Below are 17,751 nucleotides of genomic sequence, written 5' to 3'. Positions count from 1 at the left end.
CTCTTCAAACAGCTTTTTTACATCCAGATTATCCTTTTCCAGAGGGCCTCCGATCAGTGGATAAATAAAGGATAAAACCAGCCATTATCACAAAGTTACAGCTATAAGGGGCGACACGACTAGCTTCAGTTTATACACAGCTTTGATGTTATTTCAGAGAGTACACTTACTATAGTTTATTCTATTGGCTCATCACAGCATATCCTCTGCATAATACAGCTTATTGTTCACCAGTTACAGCTTATGATTAACAAGCTACAGCTTATGTGATCATGCTCCTGGTTCAGTACTGACGCGGCCTTCAGAGGTTCCGGGATCTTCTTTGGATCTAACTGGGATCGTTTTAAGGATCTTGTTGCTGGATCGAATGGCTGTATATGTGGATAACGTGCTAAAAATAAACGTAATTCAGAGTTTAACTAATGATCACCTTTCATCGTGATACCAAAGCGTAACTGCTCCCTCCAGCTTCTGTGATATTGCGCTTCCTCGCCTGCTCGCTCGCGTTGCTCGGTCACATGGCTGCGGCGAGCACTGCTAATCTCGTTATCACTTTTGATCACGACGGCTCATAGATAAATGCACTACTACTACCAGCGAATGTGCCGGCGGTGTTGAAGTTGTTCAATCGCTTTGAATGGCAGGCAGAGTCTGCATATGATGCCTCCCTGCTCCATCAGTTCATGCTGATCGCCGGACTGTAAATGCCGGGAAAGGATGGTTCGTGCAATTTTAGGATTGCTTCTCGCTCACCTTTTTCGATACTACGTCGGTTCACCGAGCTGAGCTCTTCTCGATATCCTTCTCTTAAAGTGTTATGCCATGGCCATAAGTGAATCTCCGTATTGCAACACACGCTGTGCCAGTTCGCGTACAAAGGCTTAGGCGCCAGATGCTTAGCCTTGTTCATGCCTTCTTCTTGAAGACATCTTTGTAGTTTTTACTTGCATAGCTGCAAAGATATTTATCCAGTCTGTTTATGACCTATCGCTTATAGATACACTATTTTCTTTGCTTTTTTCATACAGGATCATCGCTACGGGGAGGCTTTCGTCCATACCTATAAAGTTTGCATACTTACAATGGCGATCAGTTTAATTTGAGTAAGGAACACTAGTGTATTTACATTGAAACATACATGCTAAAGACCTTACTTTTTGAGATGCTTTGCTAAATTTTCATCGGTTTGCAAATTTGGTATTGCTTTGCTTTTTTTTCCAAGATTTAATATAACCATGCAAAGTTGTGAACAAGGAATATACAATGGGATTAATGGATACACTTGATCAGTGCATTTCTGCCGGTCATGAAATGACGAAAGCTATCGCCATTGCTCAGTTTAACGATGACAGCCCTGAGGCAAGAAAAATCACACGTCGCTGGCGTGTGGGTGAAGCAGCCGATCTTATTGGGGTGTCTTCACAGGCAATCCGCGATGCCGAAAAAGCAGGACGCCTTCCCCATCCGGATATGGAGAAACGTGGTCGAGTAGAGCAACGAGTGGGCTACACCATTGAACAGATCAACCACATGCGTGATGTTTTCGGCACACGTCTGCGCCGCCCTGATGATAGCTTTCCGCCAGTTATCGGAGTGGCTGCACATAAAGGGGGAGTCTATAAGACGTCTGTATCAGTCCATCTTGCACAGGATCTGGCGTTGAAAGGACTTCGCGTTCTACTTGTAGAAGGTAATGATCCTCAAGGTACAGCATCTATGTACCATGGTTGGGTACCAGATTTACACATTCACGCTGAAGATACTTTGCTTCCCTTCTACCTGGGTGAGCGTGATGATGCTTCATACGCTATCAAGCCAACATGTTGGCCTGGCCTGGATATTATCCCTTCTTGTTTGGCATTGCATAGAATCGAAACAGAACTAATGGGGCGTTACGATGAGGGTAAGTTGCCAACAGAACCGCATATGATGCTTCGTCTGGCAATAGAGACGGTTGCTCATGATTACGATGTTATTGTAATTGATAGCGCGCCTAACCTCGGTATTGGAACTATAAATGTCGTTTGTGCAGCGGATGTATTGATCGTTCCAACTCCGGCTGAGCTTTATGACTATACGTCTGCTTTGCAGTTTTTCGATATGCTGCGGGATTTATTGAAAAACGTTGACCTCCAAGGTTTTGAGCCAGACGTCAGAATTCTGCTGACGAAATATAGTAATAACAATGGTTCCCAGTCTCCCTGGATGGAAGAACAGATACGCGATGCCTGGGGAAGCATGGTTCTTAAGAATGTGGTGCGTGAGACTGACGAGGTGGGTAAAGGTCAGATACGTATGCGTACGGTATTTGAACAAGCAATCGATCAGCGCTCTTCGACCGGAGCTTGGCGAAATGCTCTGGCCATTTGGGAGCCTGTTTGTAATGAAGTTTTTGACCGCTTGATTAAACCTCGCTGGGAGATCAGATAATGAAACGTGCGCCTGTCCTTCCCAAAAACCCTATAAAAGAAGTCCGTCCTGATACTGAGCAGTCAGTGGCACCTGCTGCACCGATGGTAGATTCATTAATTGCTCGGGTGGGCGCTATGGCTCGTGGAAATTCTATTCTGCTACCGGTTTGTGGACGAGAAGTTAAATTTATACTGGAAGCCATACCGGGTAAGAATGTTGAAACCGCATCGAGTGTCTGGTCCGGTAATGAACGTGATCAGGAGCTACTGACCGAGGATGCTCTGGATGATCTGATCCCCTCTTTTCTTCTAAGTGGACAGCAGACCCCTGCATTTGGTCGGCGGGTGGAAGGCATCATTGAAATTGCTGATGGTAGTCGTCGTCGCAAAGCCGCTATCCTTACATCATCAGATTATCGTGTTCTCGTGGGGGATCTAGATGACGAACAGATGATGGCTTTATCCCGGCTGGGTAACGATTATCGCCCTGTAAGTGCTTATGAACGTGGAAAACGTTATGCATATAGGCTGGAAACTGTTTTCAACGGAAATGTCTCTGCGCTGGCTGAAGCGGAGAATATTTCCCGTAAGATCATCACGCGTTGCATCAACACGGCCCAGTTACCAAAATCTGTGGTTGCCCTGTTTACTCACCCAGGTGAACTTTCCGCACGCTCCGGTGAAGCGCTGTACAAAGCTTTTTCGGGAAAAGAAAATTTATTGTTGCAACAGGCACAGCAGCTTCATGAGCAAAAGACAGCTGGTGTCATCTTTGAACCCGAGGAAGTAATCAGCTTACTGACAGCTGTACTGAAAGAGCCATCAGGTAAAAAAGTTAATCTTAGTACCCGTCATCAGTTTGTGCCTGGTGCTACTGCCCTTTACAAAGGCGATAAGGTGATTTTTAATCTCGATAAATCTCGCTTGCCTGAAGAGTGTATCAAGCAGATAGAAAGCATACTGCGCGACTTACAAAAGGTTTAGTCTGTTTGGTTCAGCTAGAAAGCTTTGATGCTAATTTCCTATATCCTTAATATTTTACATGCTGCTTCGGTATATAGAGCCCGAAGCAGCCATTCTCTGTGCCATAGCACCTGTGTAATTGATAAGAGCATTTATATTTTTCTATCTCAGGGTTAACGCAATCTAAAGATCTAGTTGCTGTTACTTTTTCCAGTCAAGAGCTATCATTTCATCTCCCTTCTGCGTGGCGTAAATCATTCTGTAACCTGGCCCGGAACGCCATGCCGCACTCTGGATTGAACTGGGACCACGGTCCCACCTCGTGTCTGTGATGCAGAACCGCTCCGGTAATCCGGCCCGGACTCCCGGCACCGCACCCGAAATTGAACTGGGACCACGGTCCCATCTCGTGCCTGCGAGGCGGAACTGCTCCGATAAACAGCGCGGACTGCCGGTACTGCACCTGAAATTGATCTGGGACCACGGTCCCACCTCCTGTCTGTAATGCAGAACCGCTCTGGTAATCCGGCCCGGACTGCCGGCACCGCACCCGAAATTGAACTGGGACCACGGTCCCATCTCGTGCCTGCGAGGCGGAACTGCTCCGATAAACAGCGCGGACTGCCGGTACTGCACCTGAAATTGATCTGGGACCACGGTCCCACCTCCTGTCTGTAATGCAGAACCGCTCCGGTAACCGGCCCGGACTTCCGGTACTACACCCGAAATTGATCTGGGACCACGGTCCCACCTCGTGCCTGCTAGGAGGAACTGCTCCGGTAACCGGCCCGGACTTCCGGTACTACACCCGAAATTGAACTGGGACTACGGTCTCACCTCGTGCCTGCGAGGAGGAACTGCTCCGGTAACCGGCCCGGACTCCCGGCACTGTACCCGGAAATGAACTGGGAGCACGGTCCCACCTCCTGCCTTCGAGATGGAACTTATCTGGTAATCCGTCCCGGACTTCCGGTACTGCATCTGAAATTGAACTGGGACCGCGGTCCCACCTCCTGTCTGCGAGGCAGAACCGCTCCGGTAATCCGGCCCGGACTGCCGACACCGCACCAGGGATATAACTGGGACCACGGTCCCACCTCGTGCCTGCGAGGCGGAACTGCTCCGGTAACCGGCCCGGACTCCCGGCACTGCACCCGAATTTGAACTGGGACCGCGGTCCCACCTCCTGTCTGCGAGGCAGAACTGCTCCGGTAACCGGCCCGGACTCCCGGCACTGCACCCGGAAATGAACTGGGACCACGGTCCCACTCTATTCCGCAATTTCTATCACGATCTAAATTCTGAGTATGTCATCTTTATTCATGTGTATAGTGCGTCAGGATATTATGTTCGTTTTGTTCCCAGGTCCTTCCTCGCTCACATATGGACTTAATCCTGCCGTTCGGCTACGGCGAGCACTACTCGTTTTCTCAAAATTATAATTATCATATTGTTTTCAAAAATCTTGACCATCAGGGTGGGGTTCTTCAACTGATCCTCGCTATGGGAATATCTTCCCAGCGTGTGGTATAGGCTGGAGACAGCATCTCGCGTTTCATCTGCCATTCAGGAGATATGCCTCGCCCGGCAAACCAGACTTTGCCCTTGCCTGAATGATTAATCCCGTCCAGAACTTTCATCAAAGCGTCGCTATGCTTCCGGGGCTGCACCTCGTCGAACAAATTGAGCTGAGACACGCCGCTCGGTGTAAAGTCGTTCAGCATCACTCCGGCTTTTGCATAGCGATGACCATCGAGCCAGATACGGTCCAGAGCTTTCAGTGCGGCGCTTATGATGTCACGGGTATCTTGTGTAGGAAGGAACAGCTTTTCGCTCGCTATGTTGCCGTAATACGTTTCATTGACAGCAAAAGGGGAGGTTTTGATAAAGACCGATATATGTCGGCAAAATTGTTTCTCTCCTCGAAGCTTTTCGGCCGCACGTTCGGCGTACTGACAGATCGCCTGTCGCAGGGATTCGTAAGTATTGATGCGCTCCCCGAATGAGCGACTACAGACAATCTGCTGCTTCGCGGGCGGTGCCTCTTCAAGAGATATACAGGCCTCACCATTCAGTTCGCGAACAGTTCGCTCCAGCACTACGGTAAAATTCTTGCGTACAAATGCTGGATTCATGCGCGCCAGCTGCAGTGCGGTTTTTACCCCATATGTATTCAGCATTTTGCCGATGCGGCGTCCGACTCCCCAGATTTCCTCCACTGGCTGCAGCGACAGCAATTTCTCTGTTCGGCGTGGATTGCCCGTGGTCAAAGCCAGCACGCCGCCAAATTGTGGCCACTCTTTCGACGCCCATTGCGCGCTTTTAGCGAGCGTTTTGGTCGGCCCCATCCCTACCCCGATTGTCAGCCCAGTTCCGGAGCGCACGCATGCACGCAGTTGCCGCCCGAAGTCCTCATAATTGATGCAATTGTCTATACCGCGGATGTCCAGAAACATCTCGTCGATACTGTACTGCTCTACGCGTGGCGCCAGCTCCTGGAGGTGAGACATAACCCTGTTAGACATGGAGGCATAAAGCTCGTAGTTGCTGGAAAAAGTGACCACAGGCTCAGGAAAATGCATAGCCTTCAGCTGAAACCAGGGAATCCCCATTTTAATGCCGAGGCGCTTTGCTTCCTTTGAGCGGGCTATAACGCAGCCGTCATTGTTGCTTAGTACCACCACTGGCTTGTCCCGCAGGTCAGGCCTGAATACCTTCTCGTAGCTGGCGTAAAAGGAATTCACGTCTGCAAGGGCAAACATCAGCCTTCATTCCGGGTTTTGTGAATAAACGCCGTGACGACGCCGAATATCTGCATTTCATCAGGGTAGATTACGGGATAAGCGGGATTCATCGGAAGCAAGGCAATGCGCGGCTTCAGCTGCAGGCGCTTAACTGTGAACTCGCCATCAGTTTCCGCAATAACAATATCTCCGTGCACAGGTATTTCTGCCTTATCGACCACCATTAGATCACCGGAGTGCAGGCCCATATCCTTCATCGAATCGCCTAAAGCACGGACAAAGTAGGTCGCGCTGGGGCGGCTGATGCAGTAAGTATTCAGATCAAGTTCGTCTTCCGTATAGTCAGCTGCCGGCGAGGGAAAGCCAGCCGGACAGCTTTCCGTAAACAGCGGGACTTTATACTGTGAAGGCTCTGAAGCGGGAGAGACAAAAACGATCATGATATACCTCTTATAATAACTGTATTTATATACAGTATTATTTAAGATAATTTCCGTACTGCAAGCTGAATTTCAACTGCCTGGTACAGGTCATTGTTCTGGTTCAGAAAAGAGATGCTGTTTATCCACAGAATCTGTGAGTAACTTTGTGAGATTACTGTTTCTCAATTCATTTAAGACGTCGTGCCGCTACTGTAGCCGGGCCGCTTCGTATGCAAGGGTTCGCTCTGCCGGTGTCCTCACCCGGTCGCAGTTTCCTTCAAAGGTATTACCCGCTGTCTTCCCGTCGTTTTCCGTCTCAATTTTCGCCTTCAAACCGTCCAGCCAGCGTCTGCTTTTTCACTGCGCTGCGGCTTGCGGTACCGCCCCTGCATTCTCCGCTTTTCGCCCGGCTGTCGTATCGGCACGGCGTAACTGGCGCCGCATTTGAGAAAGGAGAAACAGCATGTCCCGATACGTCCTTGGCAATTGTGTTGAAGTTATGTCCGGTTTCCCGGACAAGGCCGTCGATCTGATCCTTACAGACCCACCCTATCTGGTCGGCTTTCGCGACCGTTCCGGGCGAACCCTTGCGGGCGACAAAACTGACGAGTGGCTGCAACCGGCCTGCAACGAGATGTATCGCGTGCTCAAAAAGGACGCGCTGATGATCAGCTTTTACGGCTGGAACCGCGTGGATCGCTTTATGGCGGCCTGGAAAAATGCAGGGTTCAGCGTTGTGGGCCACCTCGTTTTCGCCAAGACCTACACATCAAAATCCGTCTACGTCGGATACAGCCACGAGTGCGCCTACATACTGGCAAAAGGACGTCCGCCGCTGCCGGAAACCCCTTTGCGCGACGTGCTGGACTGGAAGTACACCGGCAACAAACATCACCCGACGGAGAAGCCCGTATCGAGCCTTCAGCCGCTCATCGAGTCCTTCACGCGCCCTGGTGGCATTGTTCTCGACCCCTTTGCAGGCAGCGCCTCTACCTGTGTGGCCGCACTACAGGCAGGGCGGCGGTACATCGGTATTGAGCTGCTCGAACGATATCACCGGGCCGGCGTTCAGCGGCTGGCCGCCGTTAAGCGTTCATTGTGCCTGCCCGCAGCCAACGGTGACTGGCTTCCGGAGGCGGCATGACGAATTACGCCGGAAACGAAGCGCTGCGGGCCGACGTTGCCGCCCTGGCAAACAGCATGTGCGATCTACGCGCCACGCTCAATGCGCTGGAATCCCGCTATCGATACGACGCGGAGAACCTGACGGAGCGCCTGGCCCGCCAGACAATTTTCCGCATCAACGCGCTTTATCTTGAAGCATACCGGCAGGCGCTGGAGCTGGACGCCAGCTTTAAAGACTGACACGGGCGGGCGGAAACGCCCGTCAGAAGACGACTCTGGAGAATAAAAATGTACGGAACACGCGAAGAACTCTGCACCCGGCTCGAAAACATGTTCACCCCCGACGAGCCGTTGGTACTGCTGGTCTGGACCGAAGAAGCTTTTTATGTCGCCTGCGGCGAACTGGACGTAAAGCCGGAGCCTGCCGAGATTCAGGGGCTGATGGAAACAACCGGCAATACCGATATGGCTGTATATCGCAGGGAAGGCGTCACAAATTCTGGCGTATGCGACCTTCTGATACGACACCGTGAGGCCGTGTCACGCGAGGTGAGCGTTCCCGCGGCGCTGCTCATGCGCGTACTGCGGCGACAGGAGGGCGATCTGGAAAATCTAATCGGGCAGGCATGGGAGGCGGGCCGACCGACGCCAGAATCCCTTAAACAGGCGCTGCACGACGTCAGAGTGCTGATGCAACGAATCTGATGCAGCCACAGGGCCGGGGGCAATCCTGGTCCTGCCTTGCCGGCCCTGCAAAGTAAAAGGATGTCGCCTGCTCCGCTTCTCAGGCCGCGCCGTTGCGCGGCGGCAGGAACGCCGTGCCTCCACTCTGGCCGTGCTGCGTCAGATACAAGGGAAGCTGGCGCCGTCACTCTCACCCGGTCGCAGTTTTGTCTGAAGGGATTCTCCGCCGTCTTCCCGTCGTTTTCCGGCTCAGATTTCGCCGTCAAACCGTCCAGCCTGCTCCTGCTTTTTCACTGCGCTGCGGCCTCGGTGACGCTCTTGTATCTGCCGCGTGCGCACGGCTGTCGTATCGGCACGGCGCAAAGGATGCCGCATTTGAAAAAGGAGATCGTCATAAATACCGCATACCATTTCATTCACCGCCATACCCGCAATACCCTTATCGCGCGCGGCTGGCCAGCAGAGATGGATATCCAGACCCGACTCAGCTATTCGCAGGGCGACGGCGTGGCGTTCTACGGCTCGCTCACGTCAGCACAGCTGGTTCACCTTCTCCCTGAAATTGCCCTGCGCGGCCTGATGGACGACCGGAACATGCGCGAACTCGTTGGTGAAATTGCGGGCAGTAGCCTGAGCGTGCGTCTGTATCCAAACTCGCTGAGCCGCCAGTATGCACACAGCGGTACGATCTCGCTGGAGTACAGTGGGCTGAGCGAGCGCCACGCCGTGATGCTGTTGACGGCGCTGCGGGCTGAAATCAACCACGTCTGCGGCTGCGTCGCGGCTGCGGGATATCGCGTACTCGAGGCGTTTTCCCCCTCCGGCAATCCTCTGCTCGTTTACCGGAAAACCCGCAATTTTTCGTGTCGATGAGGTTGAGCCGGAGGACGATGCTGATAGCTGGGATAACGAGGCCGTCGACAGGCTGCTGCTCGCTATCCTCGACGGCAATATCAGCTACCGCACCATTCAGATCCAGATTGAGGCGCACGGGCTGATGCTCGCGCAACATACCGTCCGGTATGCATGGCGAAAGGACGAACTGCCGGTACGCAGATGGTTTGATCGTAGCTGGCTGCGCATAGCGGTTCGTGAGGCGAGAGAGGAAGTCCAGGTACTTCTGAGGGCACTTTCCTCACTGCGGCCTGATATCTGACGCTGATGCGGGGCTGGAGCCCCGCATGGAAGAGGGTAATGCAAAACGGATGTCGCGCGCTCCGCTATGCCGGCGCGACCTCCACGGCGTTACGGCCGCGCGGGGAATGACGTTCGTGCGGCCTGCGGCTTACGCCGTGCCTCCACTGTAGCCCGACCGCTGCGACTGCAAGGGTTCGCTGCGCCGCCATCCTCGCCCGGTCGCAGTCATTTTCTAATGTCAGTCGCCGTTCTTCCCGTCGTTCTCTCGCTCAGTATTCGCTCGATAACCGTTCAGACCGTCTCAGCTGTTTTTCTGCGCTGCGGCCTCCGGTGGCGCCCCTGCATTCTCCGCTTTTCGTCGGGCTGTCGTGTCGGCACGGCGTAAGCCGGAACTCAGACGACATCGACTATGGAGGATTTTTTATGAGTACTACGACCGCCACACCGGCTGTTTACGTGGGCACGTACCACAAATACAACTGCGGCAGCATCTTCGGGAAATGGTTCGACCTGACGGAGTTCGACTCAAAGGAGGACTTTATCGGTGCTTGCCATGAGCTGCACGCAAACGAGCACGATCCGGAGCTGATGTTTCAGGACTGGGAGGGCATTCCGCCACAGTTTGCATCTGAATCCTCGGTGGAATGGGCGTTTGTCGAGGGGTACAGGCGCACGGAGGAAGAGGGCAGGGCCGCGGCGTATTTTGCCTGGGCGGAGTATACGGGCGAGTCCGATTACGACGCCTTTGACGATGCCTACCGGGGCGAGGCGCAGAGCGAGGAGGACTACGCATACGAGTACGTGACTGAGCACGCTTTGCTGTCTGCCATACCCGATGATTTGCGCTGCTATTTCGACTACGAGGCGTATGCGCGCGATCTGTTCAGCGGCGGCCTGGTGTTTGTCGACGGCTACGTGTTCCAGAACTGATTAACGGGCAGGGGCGGGGCCCCTGCCGACAGGAGAAAAACGATGAAGCTTGATGCACATATCCGTGACATGTTGCGCCAGTACAAAAAAACCATTAACGCGCAGCGCAGGGAGAACGGTTTGCGGGAGATAGACACCGCCCGGGTCGTGGAGGAAATGGTGGAGTTTATACGGTGCCAGCAGGCGGTATACATTGCAGGCGTGTATATCAGGCAGTCTTAACCGTCGGGCGGTGAGAGCCGCCTGTCAGTCCGCGCGAAAAACCTGGCAGGCCGGGCCTGCCGGCGGAGGACGCAGCGCCTGCGGCGCCGCGAACTTCCGCCTCCGTCGGTGTATACTTTGCTCGAAGCTTTTTCAAAGAGGTGATGTCGGATGAGCGACTTTAAAATCGCAAAGTTTTCAAAAGAAGATCAGGACAAAGTAGCCGTGGACCTGGTGGCGTCAGGCGTCGCGTACAAAGAGCGCCTGCCTGCCGGTCGTCGCTGAGGTCGTGGCCAGAGAGCAGCCGGAGCATCTCCGGGAGTATTTTATTGAACGGGTTAGGCACTACCGCATGCTCAGTACACATCTGCTGAACGCAAACGATCCGAGGTATATCGGGATGGCCGAAGCCAGTAGTAAGCCCAGGTAACCAGTCAGGATAAGTAAGAAAATCACAATGAAAATCAGATTTTTAACAGTAATTAGCCCTTAGCCTCTTTATGGATTGAGTGTAAAATAACGCTGATATCCCCGAGAGCGAAGTTATGGAGCCCAATCTGTAGCCGTGATGTATAAAAATTGTTGAACTAGTTGCATGTTTGCCGGGCTTGCCCGGTTTTTTTTCGCGCGCGTCCGGGCGGGCTGTCATGCTCCGCACAGAGCCAGCCAGGCTGTCTCTGCCCTCCGGGCTTCCATCCCATGACGCAATCCAACGCTTGCAGCAGCCGTTCCGGCTGCGCCGCTCAGTCGCACCGTCTCCTGCGCTTCCGGCATGGCATCGATTAAAACCAACGGCATCGATGCCATGTAAGGCGCAACACCGTTTTGCCGCGCGCGGCTTAGCGTCATTACGGCGTGACCCTGCTCATCCTCAGGGTGCTGATAACATGACTGTCCTCCTTGCTGTCCAGGGACGGTAAAGCCTTTCGCAATAAATTTTTCCCGGTCACCCAGGACGTCTGCCTTGACCGGTGGCGTTCACGCACTTGCGGCTAAGGTTCTCAAACGGGTTAAGTGCCTCATCCCCGGTATGGTTCAGCTGGTTCCCGCAAAACGTCAAAACCGCGGCTCCCGAAACACAACGGGTGACGGGGTTTAAGGGCAAAACGGGTTCAGATGGTGGGAGGCGGTGGCGGTTTTACCCGACGACACCTTTACCCGTGAACAGGCGGAGGCCGTTGCGGCGCAGTACGTCAACGTGGCGATCGAGGACGATCAGTGTTCGCAACTCTCACCCGGTCGCAGTTTTGTCTGAAGGGACTCCCTGCCGTCTTCCCGTCGTTTTCTGGCTCAGTTTTCGCCGTCAAACCGTCCAGCCAGCGTCTGCTTTTTTACTGCACTGCGGCATGTCATCTGATGCTGATGCGGGCCCGGGGCTGGATCCCCGCAAGGAAGAGGGTAATGCAAAACGGATGTCGCGCGCTCAGCTATGCCGGCGCGACATCCACAGCGTTAAAGCCCTGCGGTGAATGAAGTTCGTGCGTTCTGCGGCTTACGGTTAATCTAAGGAAGTTCTCATTCAAAGCCGCTTACGCTTGTTGATTACAGAGTATCTGCCAGGCTATCTATGACTCTGATGCGGAGAATGCCAACTCCGGGGAACATCAATAAAAAGAGCAACGAAACTGAGACTCCTGTAGCCCTCTCTGAGAGGGCTTTTTTTTGCAAAAAAAAGCCAGCTCGGACAGAACTGGCTGGGTCTAGCAGTAAGTAGGTATTACTTCGCACTCATTTCGACGTGTACCCTATTCCTTTAGTCAAGCATTCAGATGCCGGGTGCCTCCCGGTGGACTTGCATCACTTTGCAAACCCGCAACGTTACGTCCAGCAGTGACTGGTTGCCCCTCCGCTCAGGGGGATTCATCTGTATGGCAGAGATATCGAATCACTCGTGCCATTAAAATGTAGCTGACAGACAAAATAAAGTTGTGAGCATTGTTAAAATTCTTCGCTAATCATTCATTCCGTATACCCATCAGGCATTAGAAGAAAGTAGATTTTCGTTCCTTTGAGTTATTTATTTAATACACCTTTTTACTTTTGAGAAATGGATTACATTTACATTCTCTTGTAATGATGACCCCTTTGGTCTCCCTTCCGAATTGCAGGATTTCATTTCGGAAGGGACTTTTTTACTTTCCCGCCTTGATAAATACTCATTATTTTCTAGACTCTTACATAGACTTTGCTATGTCAGGTGAAGTCGTCGTTCAGGACTACCCGTGTGCTCAAGGATGAGCCACCCTGATTTGTTCAAGCTTTTCCCTGCCAATTAATCATCCGTCACTTAAAGAATTGTCCATTCGTATAACGGGCTCCTTAATACTTGCTATGGTTAAAGCCCAGAGGAGAGACTGTGTCCGAACCTCAGGGATGAGGTTCAATTTTTCCCGCAATTTGCTTTTCAGACTTTGTTATGCACCAGTATGTCTTTCTTAGTCTGGCGGTCCAGAACGTTAATGTCTTGATCAGTCAGGTAGATTGGCCTCACCCAATCGCAGGAGGTATCTACCACCATCGGAACGCTTCCACTCGTTACGCAGTTCGCGGTCAACATCGTCGCCATGCATATGATTAACAGTCTATTATACAATACTGATCTCTTTATTTGCTTCAACCCTGCGCTTCGTTACTGCTTCAGAGTTAGCGGATTTCTCTTCGGTACGCTGCTGGTCTGCTTTCGCTTTCGCCTTTCTGGTGACGCGAATACGGCCCAGGCCAAAAGTGGCGACAATAGTGTAAAAAACCGATGTGGCCAGCCTGACTAACTTATTGATATTCAGATACAAATCGCACCATGACTGATTTCGCCAGGTTAAACAGAGCGCGACGTTTATCCAGCCAGTTGGAGCCTACCTTGATTAGCAGTGTCACGTGCTCTACATCGTCTTAATGAAGCAGTTAACCGCTGGATGGATAGAATCACGCAGCTGAACGCGCAGGATATTAATCCTGCTCAGGATGGAGGAGCTATTGGACCTGTAAGAACGATAGCTTCACCGTTATGGCAAATGTCGAAGCCGTGAAACAAATGCCATACCCCATGGATTATTTTTCCCGTCAGCATATCTTCGGTTTTACCATGCGAGTAGTAGGCTATCTGCACACACTCATTGTGTCTTATCCAATAGTATCCTTCTTTCATAATTTACCCCATAAATTGTTGCATTGTGAAGTATATATGATTATTCGGAACATTAAGGTTCGCGGAGAATTTTTACATTGTGATGCCGGTGCTTTCCGCCGACTCATCTCTGATTTTCAGAATGAAACCCATATTTTCACTCAGTAGTTAAACAGACGTTCCACATCTTCGATGAAATTCGTTACATGCATAACTATAAGGATATATTCAAGCGTTCAATAGTTAATCTGTGTCGACAGAGTAAGCCTGAACTGGCATCGGGCATAAGTAGCTACATTGGTAATAAAAGAGGGGGCATGGCCGATTGGGTCAGGCGCGCCTTGTGATTAGTCATCCGGAAATTTGCACCACCAGGCTGTCCCTGGCTTGACGCTGGGCTTCATCACAATGGGGATCGCATTGCTGTGTCAGGGAAGTGTACCTGATCCCACCGGGATGTCGTCGCGATTGCTGTTGATTACGGCCATCTTGCCTTTTGGCTTGCGGTAAATGCTGGTGAAATGCATCAGCATTAATGGACAGCTGAAGACGTCAGGTATATTGCAGGCGTCCGGGCCGGAGGGTACCTGTCATCACGCGTAAAAAACTGGCAGGCTTCCGCCAGCGAGGGGAGGGACTTGAGCCGCGCTTCGCGCCACTCTGAGTACTTTCTTCGTGCTAAATAGCTAACTACAAAATAAATGAATTCTGTTAATCGAAAGTGTCAAAAAGACAAAATCAGAATTGTTGTATCAAAAATGACTCAGATATCCGGGGCTTTTCGGTTATGTTTTTTGAATCAGGTGCGGCCTGTATAACTACATAAATTGATCTTACGTTGACGTTGCCAGGCTTGCCTGGCTTTTTTTTACCGTGGAGTTGAGGAGAGTGTACACCGATGCAGGCAATCCTGGCCTGAGTCGTAAAGACTAAGCTAACGTTAAGGGGAACATGATAATTGATGGCTTCAAGATATTGAAAAATCAGAATTTTACAATCAATTATGCCTTAGTTTAAGTATGGTTTTAGTGTAAGATACAGCTCCTATCCCCGAGAACGTAGATGTATAAAAATTAATGTAAGTGTGCATATTTACCGGGCTTGCCCGGTTTTTTTTCGCGCGCGTCCTGGCGGGCTGTCATGCTTCGCACAGAGTCAGCCAGGCTGTCTCTGCCCTCCGGGCTTCCATCCCATGACGCAATCCAACGCTTGCAGCAGCCGTTTCGGCTGCGCCGCTCAGTCGCACCGTCTCCTGCGCTTCCGGCATGGCATCGATTAAAACCAACGGCATCGATGCCATGTAAGGCGCAACGCCGTTTCGCCGCGCGCGGCTTCCCGTCATTGCGGCGTGACCCTGCTCATCCTCAGGGATTCCTCTCGCCCGCCTGAGTTCCTCCTCCGGGTGCTGATAACACCATAGTCCTCGTTGCTGTCCAGGGACGGCAGCGCCTTTCGCAATAAATTTTTCCCGGCCATTCCGCAGAGCTTCATTAGACCGAAAAAAATTTCCCGCTCACCTCGGACATCTGCCTCGGCCGGTGGCGTTTACGCACCTGCGGCGAAGGTTCTCAAACGGGTGAGGTGTTTTATCCCCGGGATGGTTCAGCAGGTCCCCGCAAAACGTCAAAACCGCGGCTCCCGAAACTCAACGGGTGACGGGTTTAAGGGCAAAACAGGTTCAGAAGGAGGTTTTCAGTGAGCGAGGCGCTGGCGGTGTTACCCGACGACACCTTTACCCGCGAACAGGCCGAGGCCGTTGCGTCGCAGTACGACAACGTCGCGATCGAGGACGATCAGGGTTCGCATTTTCGTCTGGTTGTCCGTAAGGACGGGGAAATGGTCTGGCGTACGTGGAACTTCGAGCCGGGCGGCACGTACTGGCTCAACCGCTATATAGCGGAATACGGCATCCGTAAGCCGTAGTAAGTAAGTAGTGCCCTGCCGGAGCTGCCACTCCGCAGGGCCGGACAATTATCAACACGGAGAGGTATCAACAATGTCTGTAGCGAATGTTAAAGCAAAAGCACCCAAAAAAGCGAGCACCAGAAAAATCACGAAGGCGCAGGAGGCTGCCCTGAAGGCTGCCCTTGAGGCCGCCGAAGTCGAGTATGTTCCGCTGTCCGATCTCGTTAAATCCCCGCTTAACGTGCGTACCATCCCGTACTCCGTGGACAGCGTTCGCGGTCTGGCTGACTCCATTGAGACGCTCGGGCTGCTCCAGAACCTGATTGTGCAAACCCTCGAAGACGGGAAGTTCGGCGTGGCCGCAGGTGGCCGCCGTCTGACGGCCCTGAATCTTCTGGCGCAGGAGGGGCGTGTGCCGGATGACCACGCCGTGATGGTCAGGCGCGTCTCTGACGATATTGCTGTGCTCGCCTCCGTTGCCGAGAACGAGCAGCGCGCCGCCATGCACCCCGCCGAGCAAATCGCAGGTTTCCGTACGCTGGCAGAGCAGGGCAAAACCCCAGCGCAGATTGGCGACGCCCTCGGATTCAGCACCCGCCACGTCCAGCGCATGCTGAAGCTGGCAAACCTCGCCCCGTCCCTGATGGACAGGCTCGCGCAGGATGAACTGACGGTCGAGCAGTGTCAGGCGCTCTGTCTTGAGGACGATCATGCCCGTCAGGTCGAAGTGTTCGAAAGCGTGAAGGCCAGCTGGTCAGGCGCACCCGCACACCTGATTAAGCGCGCTATTACCGAAACTGAAATCAGCACCGACAGCGCCAGGTTCCGGTTCATCGGACGTGATGCCTACGAGGCGGCGGGCGGCTGTGTTCGCGAGGACCTGTTCAGTCAGGAAGAAGGCGACGGCACGGCTGACAGCGTACTGGTCGATCGTCTGGTGCAGGAAAAGCTGGAGCGCATCGCGCAGGACATTCAGCAGCGGGAGGGCTGGTCGTGGAGTCGCGGACGCGCAGCCCGCATCTGGTACTACGGCGAGGACGGCAATGAGTTCGTTCAGCCCGACGAACCCGAACCGGTATACACCCCTGAACAGCAGCAGCGCCTCGATGCGCTGCATGAAGAATGGAGCAGCTACGACTCCCGCTGTGACGAAACGGACGTGCTGGAAGCCGAAATCGATGCGATCGAACAGGCCGCCGCTGTCAGCGCGTGGACTGACGAAATGAAAGCTGGAGCGGGGGTGGTGGTCAGCCTGTACGAAGGGCAGGTGTACGTGCAGCGCGGGGTGCGCCTGAAAGCTGATGAGCCGGAAGAAACCGAAGAAAGCAGCAGCGGTGCCACGGTACCGTTCACCTCGCGCCAGCCCGATGCCGCAGAGGGGATCAGCCTCCCGCTGCTCACGAAAATGTCCTCCGAGCGTACGCTGGCGGTACAGGCCGCGCTGATGCAGCAGCCTGAAAAAGCGGTGGCGCTGATGGTCTGGCGCCTGTGTACCTGCGTCTTTTCGGGCTGTCTGACCACGACGCATCCGTTCCGCATCAGCCTGACGGTGTCTCACAGCAGCCTCACGGAGAATGCCCCGTCCGGAAAGAGCGGCGCAGCGTTTGAGATGCTCATGACCGAAAAAGCGCGCCTGAAAGCCCTGCTGCCGGAAGGCTGGGAGAAGGACTTCACGACCTTCTTTGCCCTGAGCGGCGAGGTGCTGATGTCGCTCATGGCCTTCTGTACAGCCTGTTCCGTGGACGGGGTGCAGACCCGCGATATGGGGCACACCTCTCGCAGCACCCTCGATACGGTCGAAGCGGCAATCGGATTCCACCTGCGCGACTGGTGGCAGCCGACGAAGGAGAACTACTTCTCCGGTCTGAAGCACCCGCAGATTGTGGCTGCCCTGAACGATGCAGGACTGACGGGCGCTGCGGGAGACGCGGAAAAGATGAAGAAGGGCGACGCCGCAGCACATGCGGAGCACTTCATGCAGCATACCCGCTGGGTTCCGGCATGGCTGAAAGGTCCGGAGCCAGTCGCTGAAGCCGACGCTGATTCTGATACTGACACCACTGACACGGCACAGGCCGCCTGATAACGGAGCGCCGCCCTGCGGG

Annotated in this window: 15 protein-coding genes and 2 pseudogenes; 12 read left to right on the top strand and 5 right to left on the bottom strand. The window is 53.2% G+C overall.

The genetic code is table 11. The annotated features are described in order from the left end of the window. Positions 1–1,263 precede the first annotated feature (1,263 nt). Together sopA and DBR02_RS26060 are read left to right on the top strand one after the other, a co-directional pair. Positions 1,264–2,430 carry a plasmid-partitioning protein SopA gene (gene sopA, locus DBR02_RS26065; RefSeq protein ID WP_107535755.1) on the top strand — a complete coding sequence of 389 codons (1,167 nt, stop codon included), beginning with the start codon at positions 1,264–1,266 and terminating at the stop codon, positions 2,428–2,430. After that, positions 2,430–3,395: a ParB/RepB/Spo0J family plasmid partition protein gene (locus tag DBR02_RS26060; RefSeq protein ID WP_107535754.1), complete on the top strand. Its 966-nt coding sequence runs from the start codon at positions 2,430–2,432 to the stop codon at positions 3,393–3,395. The genes sopA and DBR02_RS26060 overlap by 1 nt, the downstream gene beginning before the upstream one ends. 1,466 nt (positions 3,396–4,861) lie before the next feature. Here DBR02_RS26060 and DBR02_RS26050 read toward each other — a convergent pair. Further along, positions 4,862–6,136: a Y-family DNA polymerase gene (locus tag DBR02_RS26050; protein ID WP_107535752.1), complete on the bottom strand. Its 1,275-nt coding sequence runs from the start codon at positions 6,134–6,136 to the stop codon at positions 4,862–4,864. Then, positions 6,136–6,558 (bottom strand): translesion error-prone DNA polymerase V autoproteolytic subunit, encoded by a 423-nt coding sequence (umuD, locus tag DBR02_RS26045; protein ID WP_107535751.1) that lies wholly within the window; start codon positions 6,556–6,558, stop codon positions 6,136–6,138. The genes DBR02_RS26050 and umuD overlap by 1 nt, the downstream gene beginning before the upstream one ends. A 445-nt stretch (positions 6,559–7,003) precedes the next feature. Here umuD and DBR02_RS26040 point away from each other — a divergent pair, with 445 nt between their 5' ends. The 7 genes and pseudogenes from DBR02_RS26040 (at position 7,004) to DBR02_RS26010 (ending at position 11,047) form a co-directional block, all read left to right on the top strand. Continuing rightward, positions 7,004–7,684: a DNA methylase gene (locus DBR02_RS26040; protein ID WP_107535750.1), complete on the top strand. Its 681-nt coding sequence runs from the start codon at positions 7,004–7,006 to the stop codon at positions 7,682–7,684. After that, on the top strand, positions 7,681–7,905 hold the full coding sequence (locus DBR02_RS26035; protein WP_107535749.1) for a hypothetical protein: 225 nt from the start codon (positions 7,681–7,683) through the stop codon (positions 7,903–7,905). The genes DBR02_RS26040 and DBR02_RS26035 overlap by 4 nt, the downstream gene beginning before the upstream one ends. Before the next feature lie 48 nt (positions 7,906–7,953). Continuing rightward, entirely contained in the window at positions 7,954–8,370 is a 417-nt protein-coding gene (locus DBR02_RS26030; RefSeq protein WP_107535748.1) for a DUF1380 family protein, read from the top strand. 345 nt (positions 8,371–8,715) lie between these two features. Then, entirely contained in the window at positions 8,716–9,222 is a 507-nt protein-coding gene (locus DBR02_RS26025; protein WP_107535747.1) for a hypothetical protein, read from the top strand. A gap of 687 nt (positions 9,223–9,909) precedes the next feature. Then, positions 9,910–10,416 carry an antirestriction protein ArdA gene (locus DBR02_RS26020; protein ID WP_107535746.1) on the top strand — a complete coding sequence of 169 codons (507 nt, stop codon included), beginning with the start codon at positions 9,910–9,912 and terminating at the stop codon, positions 10,414–10,416. Between the two features lie 42 nt (positions 10,417–10,458). Next, entirely contained in the window at positions 10,459–10,638 is a 180-nt protein-coding gene (locus DBR02_RS26015) for a hypothetical protein (RefSeq protein WP_107535745.1), read from the top strand. A gap of 150 nt (positions 10,639–10,788) precedes the next feature. Next, a pseudogene (locus DBR02_RS26010) lies at positions 10,789–11,047 on the top strand (DNA polymerase III subunit theta). Between the two features lie 215 nt (positions 11,048–11,262). Here the strand turns inward: DBR02_RS26010 and DBR02_RS26005 are convergent. Further along, positions 11,263–11,466 carry a hypothetical protein gene (locus DBR02_RS26005; protein WP_107535744.1) on the bottom strand — a complete coding sequence of 68 codons (204 nt, stop codon included), beginning with the start codon at positions 11,464–11,466 and terminating at the stop codon, positions 11,263–11,265. Positions 11,467–11,746: 280 nt separating this feature from the next. Here DBR02_RS26005 and DBR02_RS25995 point away from each other — a divergent pair. Beyond that, positions 11,747–11,836: pseudogene (locus DBR02_RS25995) on the top strand (DUF905 family protein); the annotation flags it as partial. A 1,366-nt stretch (positions 11,837–13,202) separates the two neighbouring features. Here DBR02_RS25995 and DBR02_RS25990 read toward each other — a convergent pair. Together DBR02_RS25990 and DBR02_RS25975 are read right to left on the bottom strand one after the other, a co-directional pair. Then, complete coding sequence (locus tag DBR02_RS25990) at positions 13,203–13,406, bottom strand: hypothetical protein (RefSeq protein WP_369750628.1); 204 nt, start codon at positions 13,404–13,406, stop codon at positions 13,203–13,205. A gap of 1,473 nt (positions 13,407–14,879) precedes the next feature. Beyond that, entirely contained in the window at positions 14,880–15,083 is a 204-nt protein-coding gene (locus tag DBR02_RS25975; RefSeq protein WP_157959565.1) for a hypothetical protein, read from the bottom strand. Between the two features lie 353 nt (positions 15,084–15,436). Here DBR02_RS25975 and DBR02_RS25965 point away from each other — a divergent pair, with 353 nt between their 5' ends. Both DBR02_RS25965 and DBR02_RS25960 read left to right on the top strand, forming a co-directional pair. Beyond that, complete coding sequence (locus DBR02_RS25965; protein WP_107535742.1) at positions 15,437–15,664, top strand: DUF905 domain-containing protein; 228 nt, start codon at positions 15,437–15,439, stop codon at positions 15,662–15,664. Between the two features lie 73 nt (positions 15,665–15,737). Further along, positions 15,738–17,729 carry a ParB/RepB/Spo0J family partition protein gene (locus DBR02_RS25960; protein ID WP_107535741.1) on the top strand — a complete coding sequence of 664 codons (1,992 nt, stop codon included), beginning with the start codon at positions 15,738–15,740 and terminating at the stop codon, positions 17,727–17,729. Positions 17,730–17,751: the final 22 nt, after the last annotated feature.

Origin of the sequence: Enterobacter cloacae complex sp. (genome assembly GCF_900322725.1) — a bacterium.
Taxonomy (GTDB): Bacteria; Pseudomonadota; Gammaproteobacteria; order Enterobacterales; family Enterobacteriaceae; genus Enterobacter; species Enterobacter quasihormaechei.
The sequence above is the reverse complement of the archived record's forward strand: the minus strand, read 5'-3'. Positions and strand labels throughout refer to the sequence as shown.

Excerpts from the sequence above, each read along its gene's own strand:
- sopA (WP_107535755.1), top strand. The coding sequence starts at position 1,264 with ATGGGATTAATGGATACACTTGATCAGTGCATTTCTGCCGGTCATGAA.
- DBR02_RS26060 (WP_107535754.1), top strand. The coding sequence starts at position 2,430 with ATGAAACGTGCGCCTGTCCTTCCCAAAAACCCTATAAAAGAAGTCCGT.
- DBR02_RS26050 (WP_107535752.1), bottom strand. The coding sequence starts at position 6,136 with ATGTTTGCCCTTGCAGACGTGAATTCCTTTTACGCCAGCTACGAGAAG.
- umuD (WP_107535751.1), bottom strand. The coding sequence starts at position 6,558 with ATGATCGTTTTTGTCTCTCCCGCTTCAGAGCCTTCACAGTATAAAGTC.
- DBR02_RS26040 (WP_107535750.1), top strand. The coding sequence starts at position 7,004 with ATGTCCCGATACGTCCTTGGCAATTGTGTTGAAGTTATGTCCGGTTTC.
- DBR02_RS26035 (WP_107535749.1), top strand. The coding sequence starts at position 7,681 with ATGACGAATTACGCCGGAAACGAAGCGCTGCGGGCCGACGTTGCCGCC.
- DBR02_RS26030 (WP_107535748.1), top strand. The coding sequence starts at position 7,954 with ATGTACGGAACACGCGAAGAACTCTGCACCCGGCTCGAAAACATGTTC.
- DBR02_RS26025 (WP_107535747.1), top strand. The coding sequence starts at position 8,716 with ATGCCGCATTTGAAAAAGGAGATCGTCATAAATACCGCATACCATTTC.
- DBR02_RS26020 (WP_107535746.1), top strand. The coding sequence starts at position 9,910 with ATGAGTACTACGACCGCCACACCGGCTGTTTACGTGGGCACGTACCAC.
- DBR02_RS26015 (WP_107535745.1), top strand. The coding sequence starts at position 10,459 with ATGAAGCTTGATGCACATATCCGTGACATGTTGCGCCAGTACAAAAAA.
- DBR02_RS26005 (WP_107535744.1), bottom strand. The coding sequence starts at position 11,466 with ATGACGCTAAGCCGCGCGCGGCAAAACGGTGTTGCGCCTTACATGGCA.
- DBR02_RS25975 (WP_157959565.1), bottom strand. The coding sequence starts at position 15,083 with ATGACGGGAAGCCGCGCGCGGCGAAACGGCGTTGCGCCTTACATGGCA.
- DBR02_RS25960 (WP_107535741.1), top strand. The coding sequence starts at position 15,738 with ATGTCTGTAGCGAATGTTAAAGCAAAAGCACCCAAAAAAGCGAGCACC.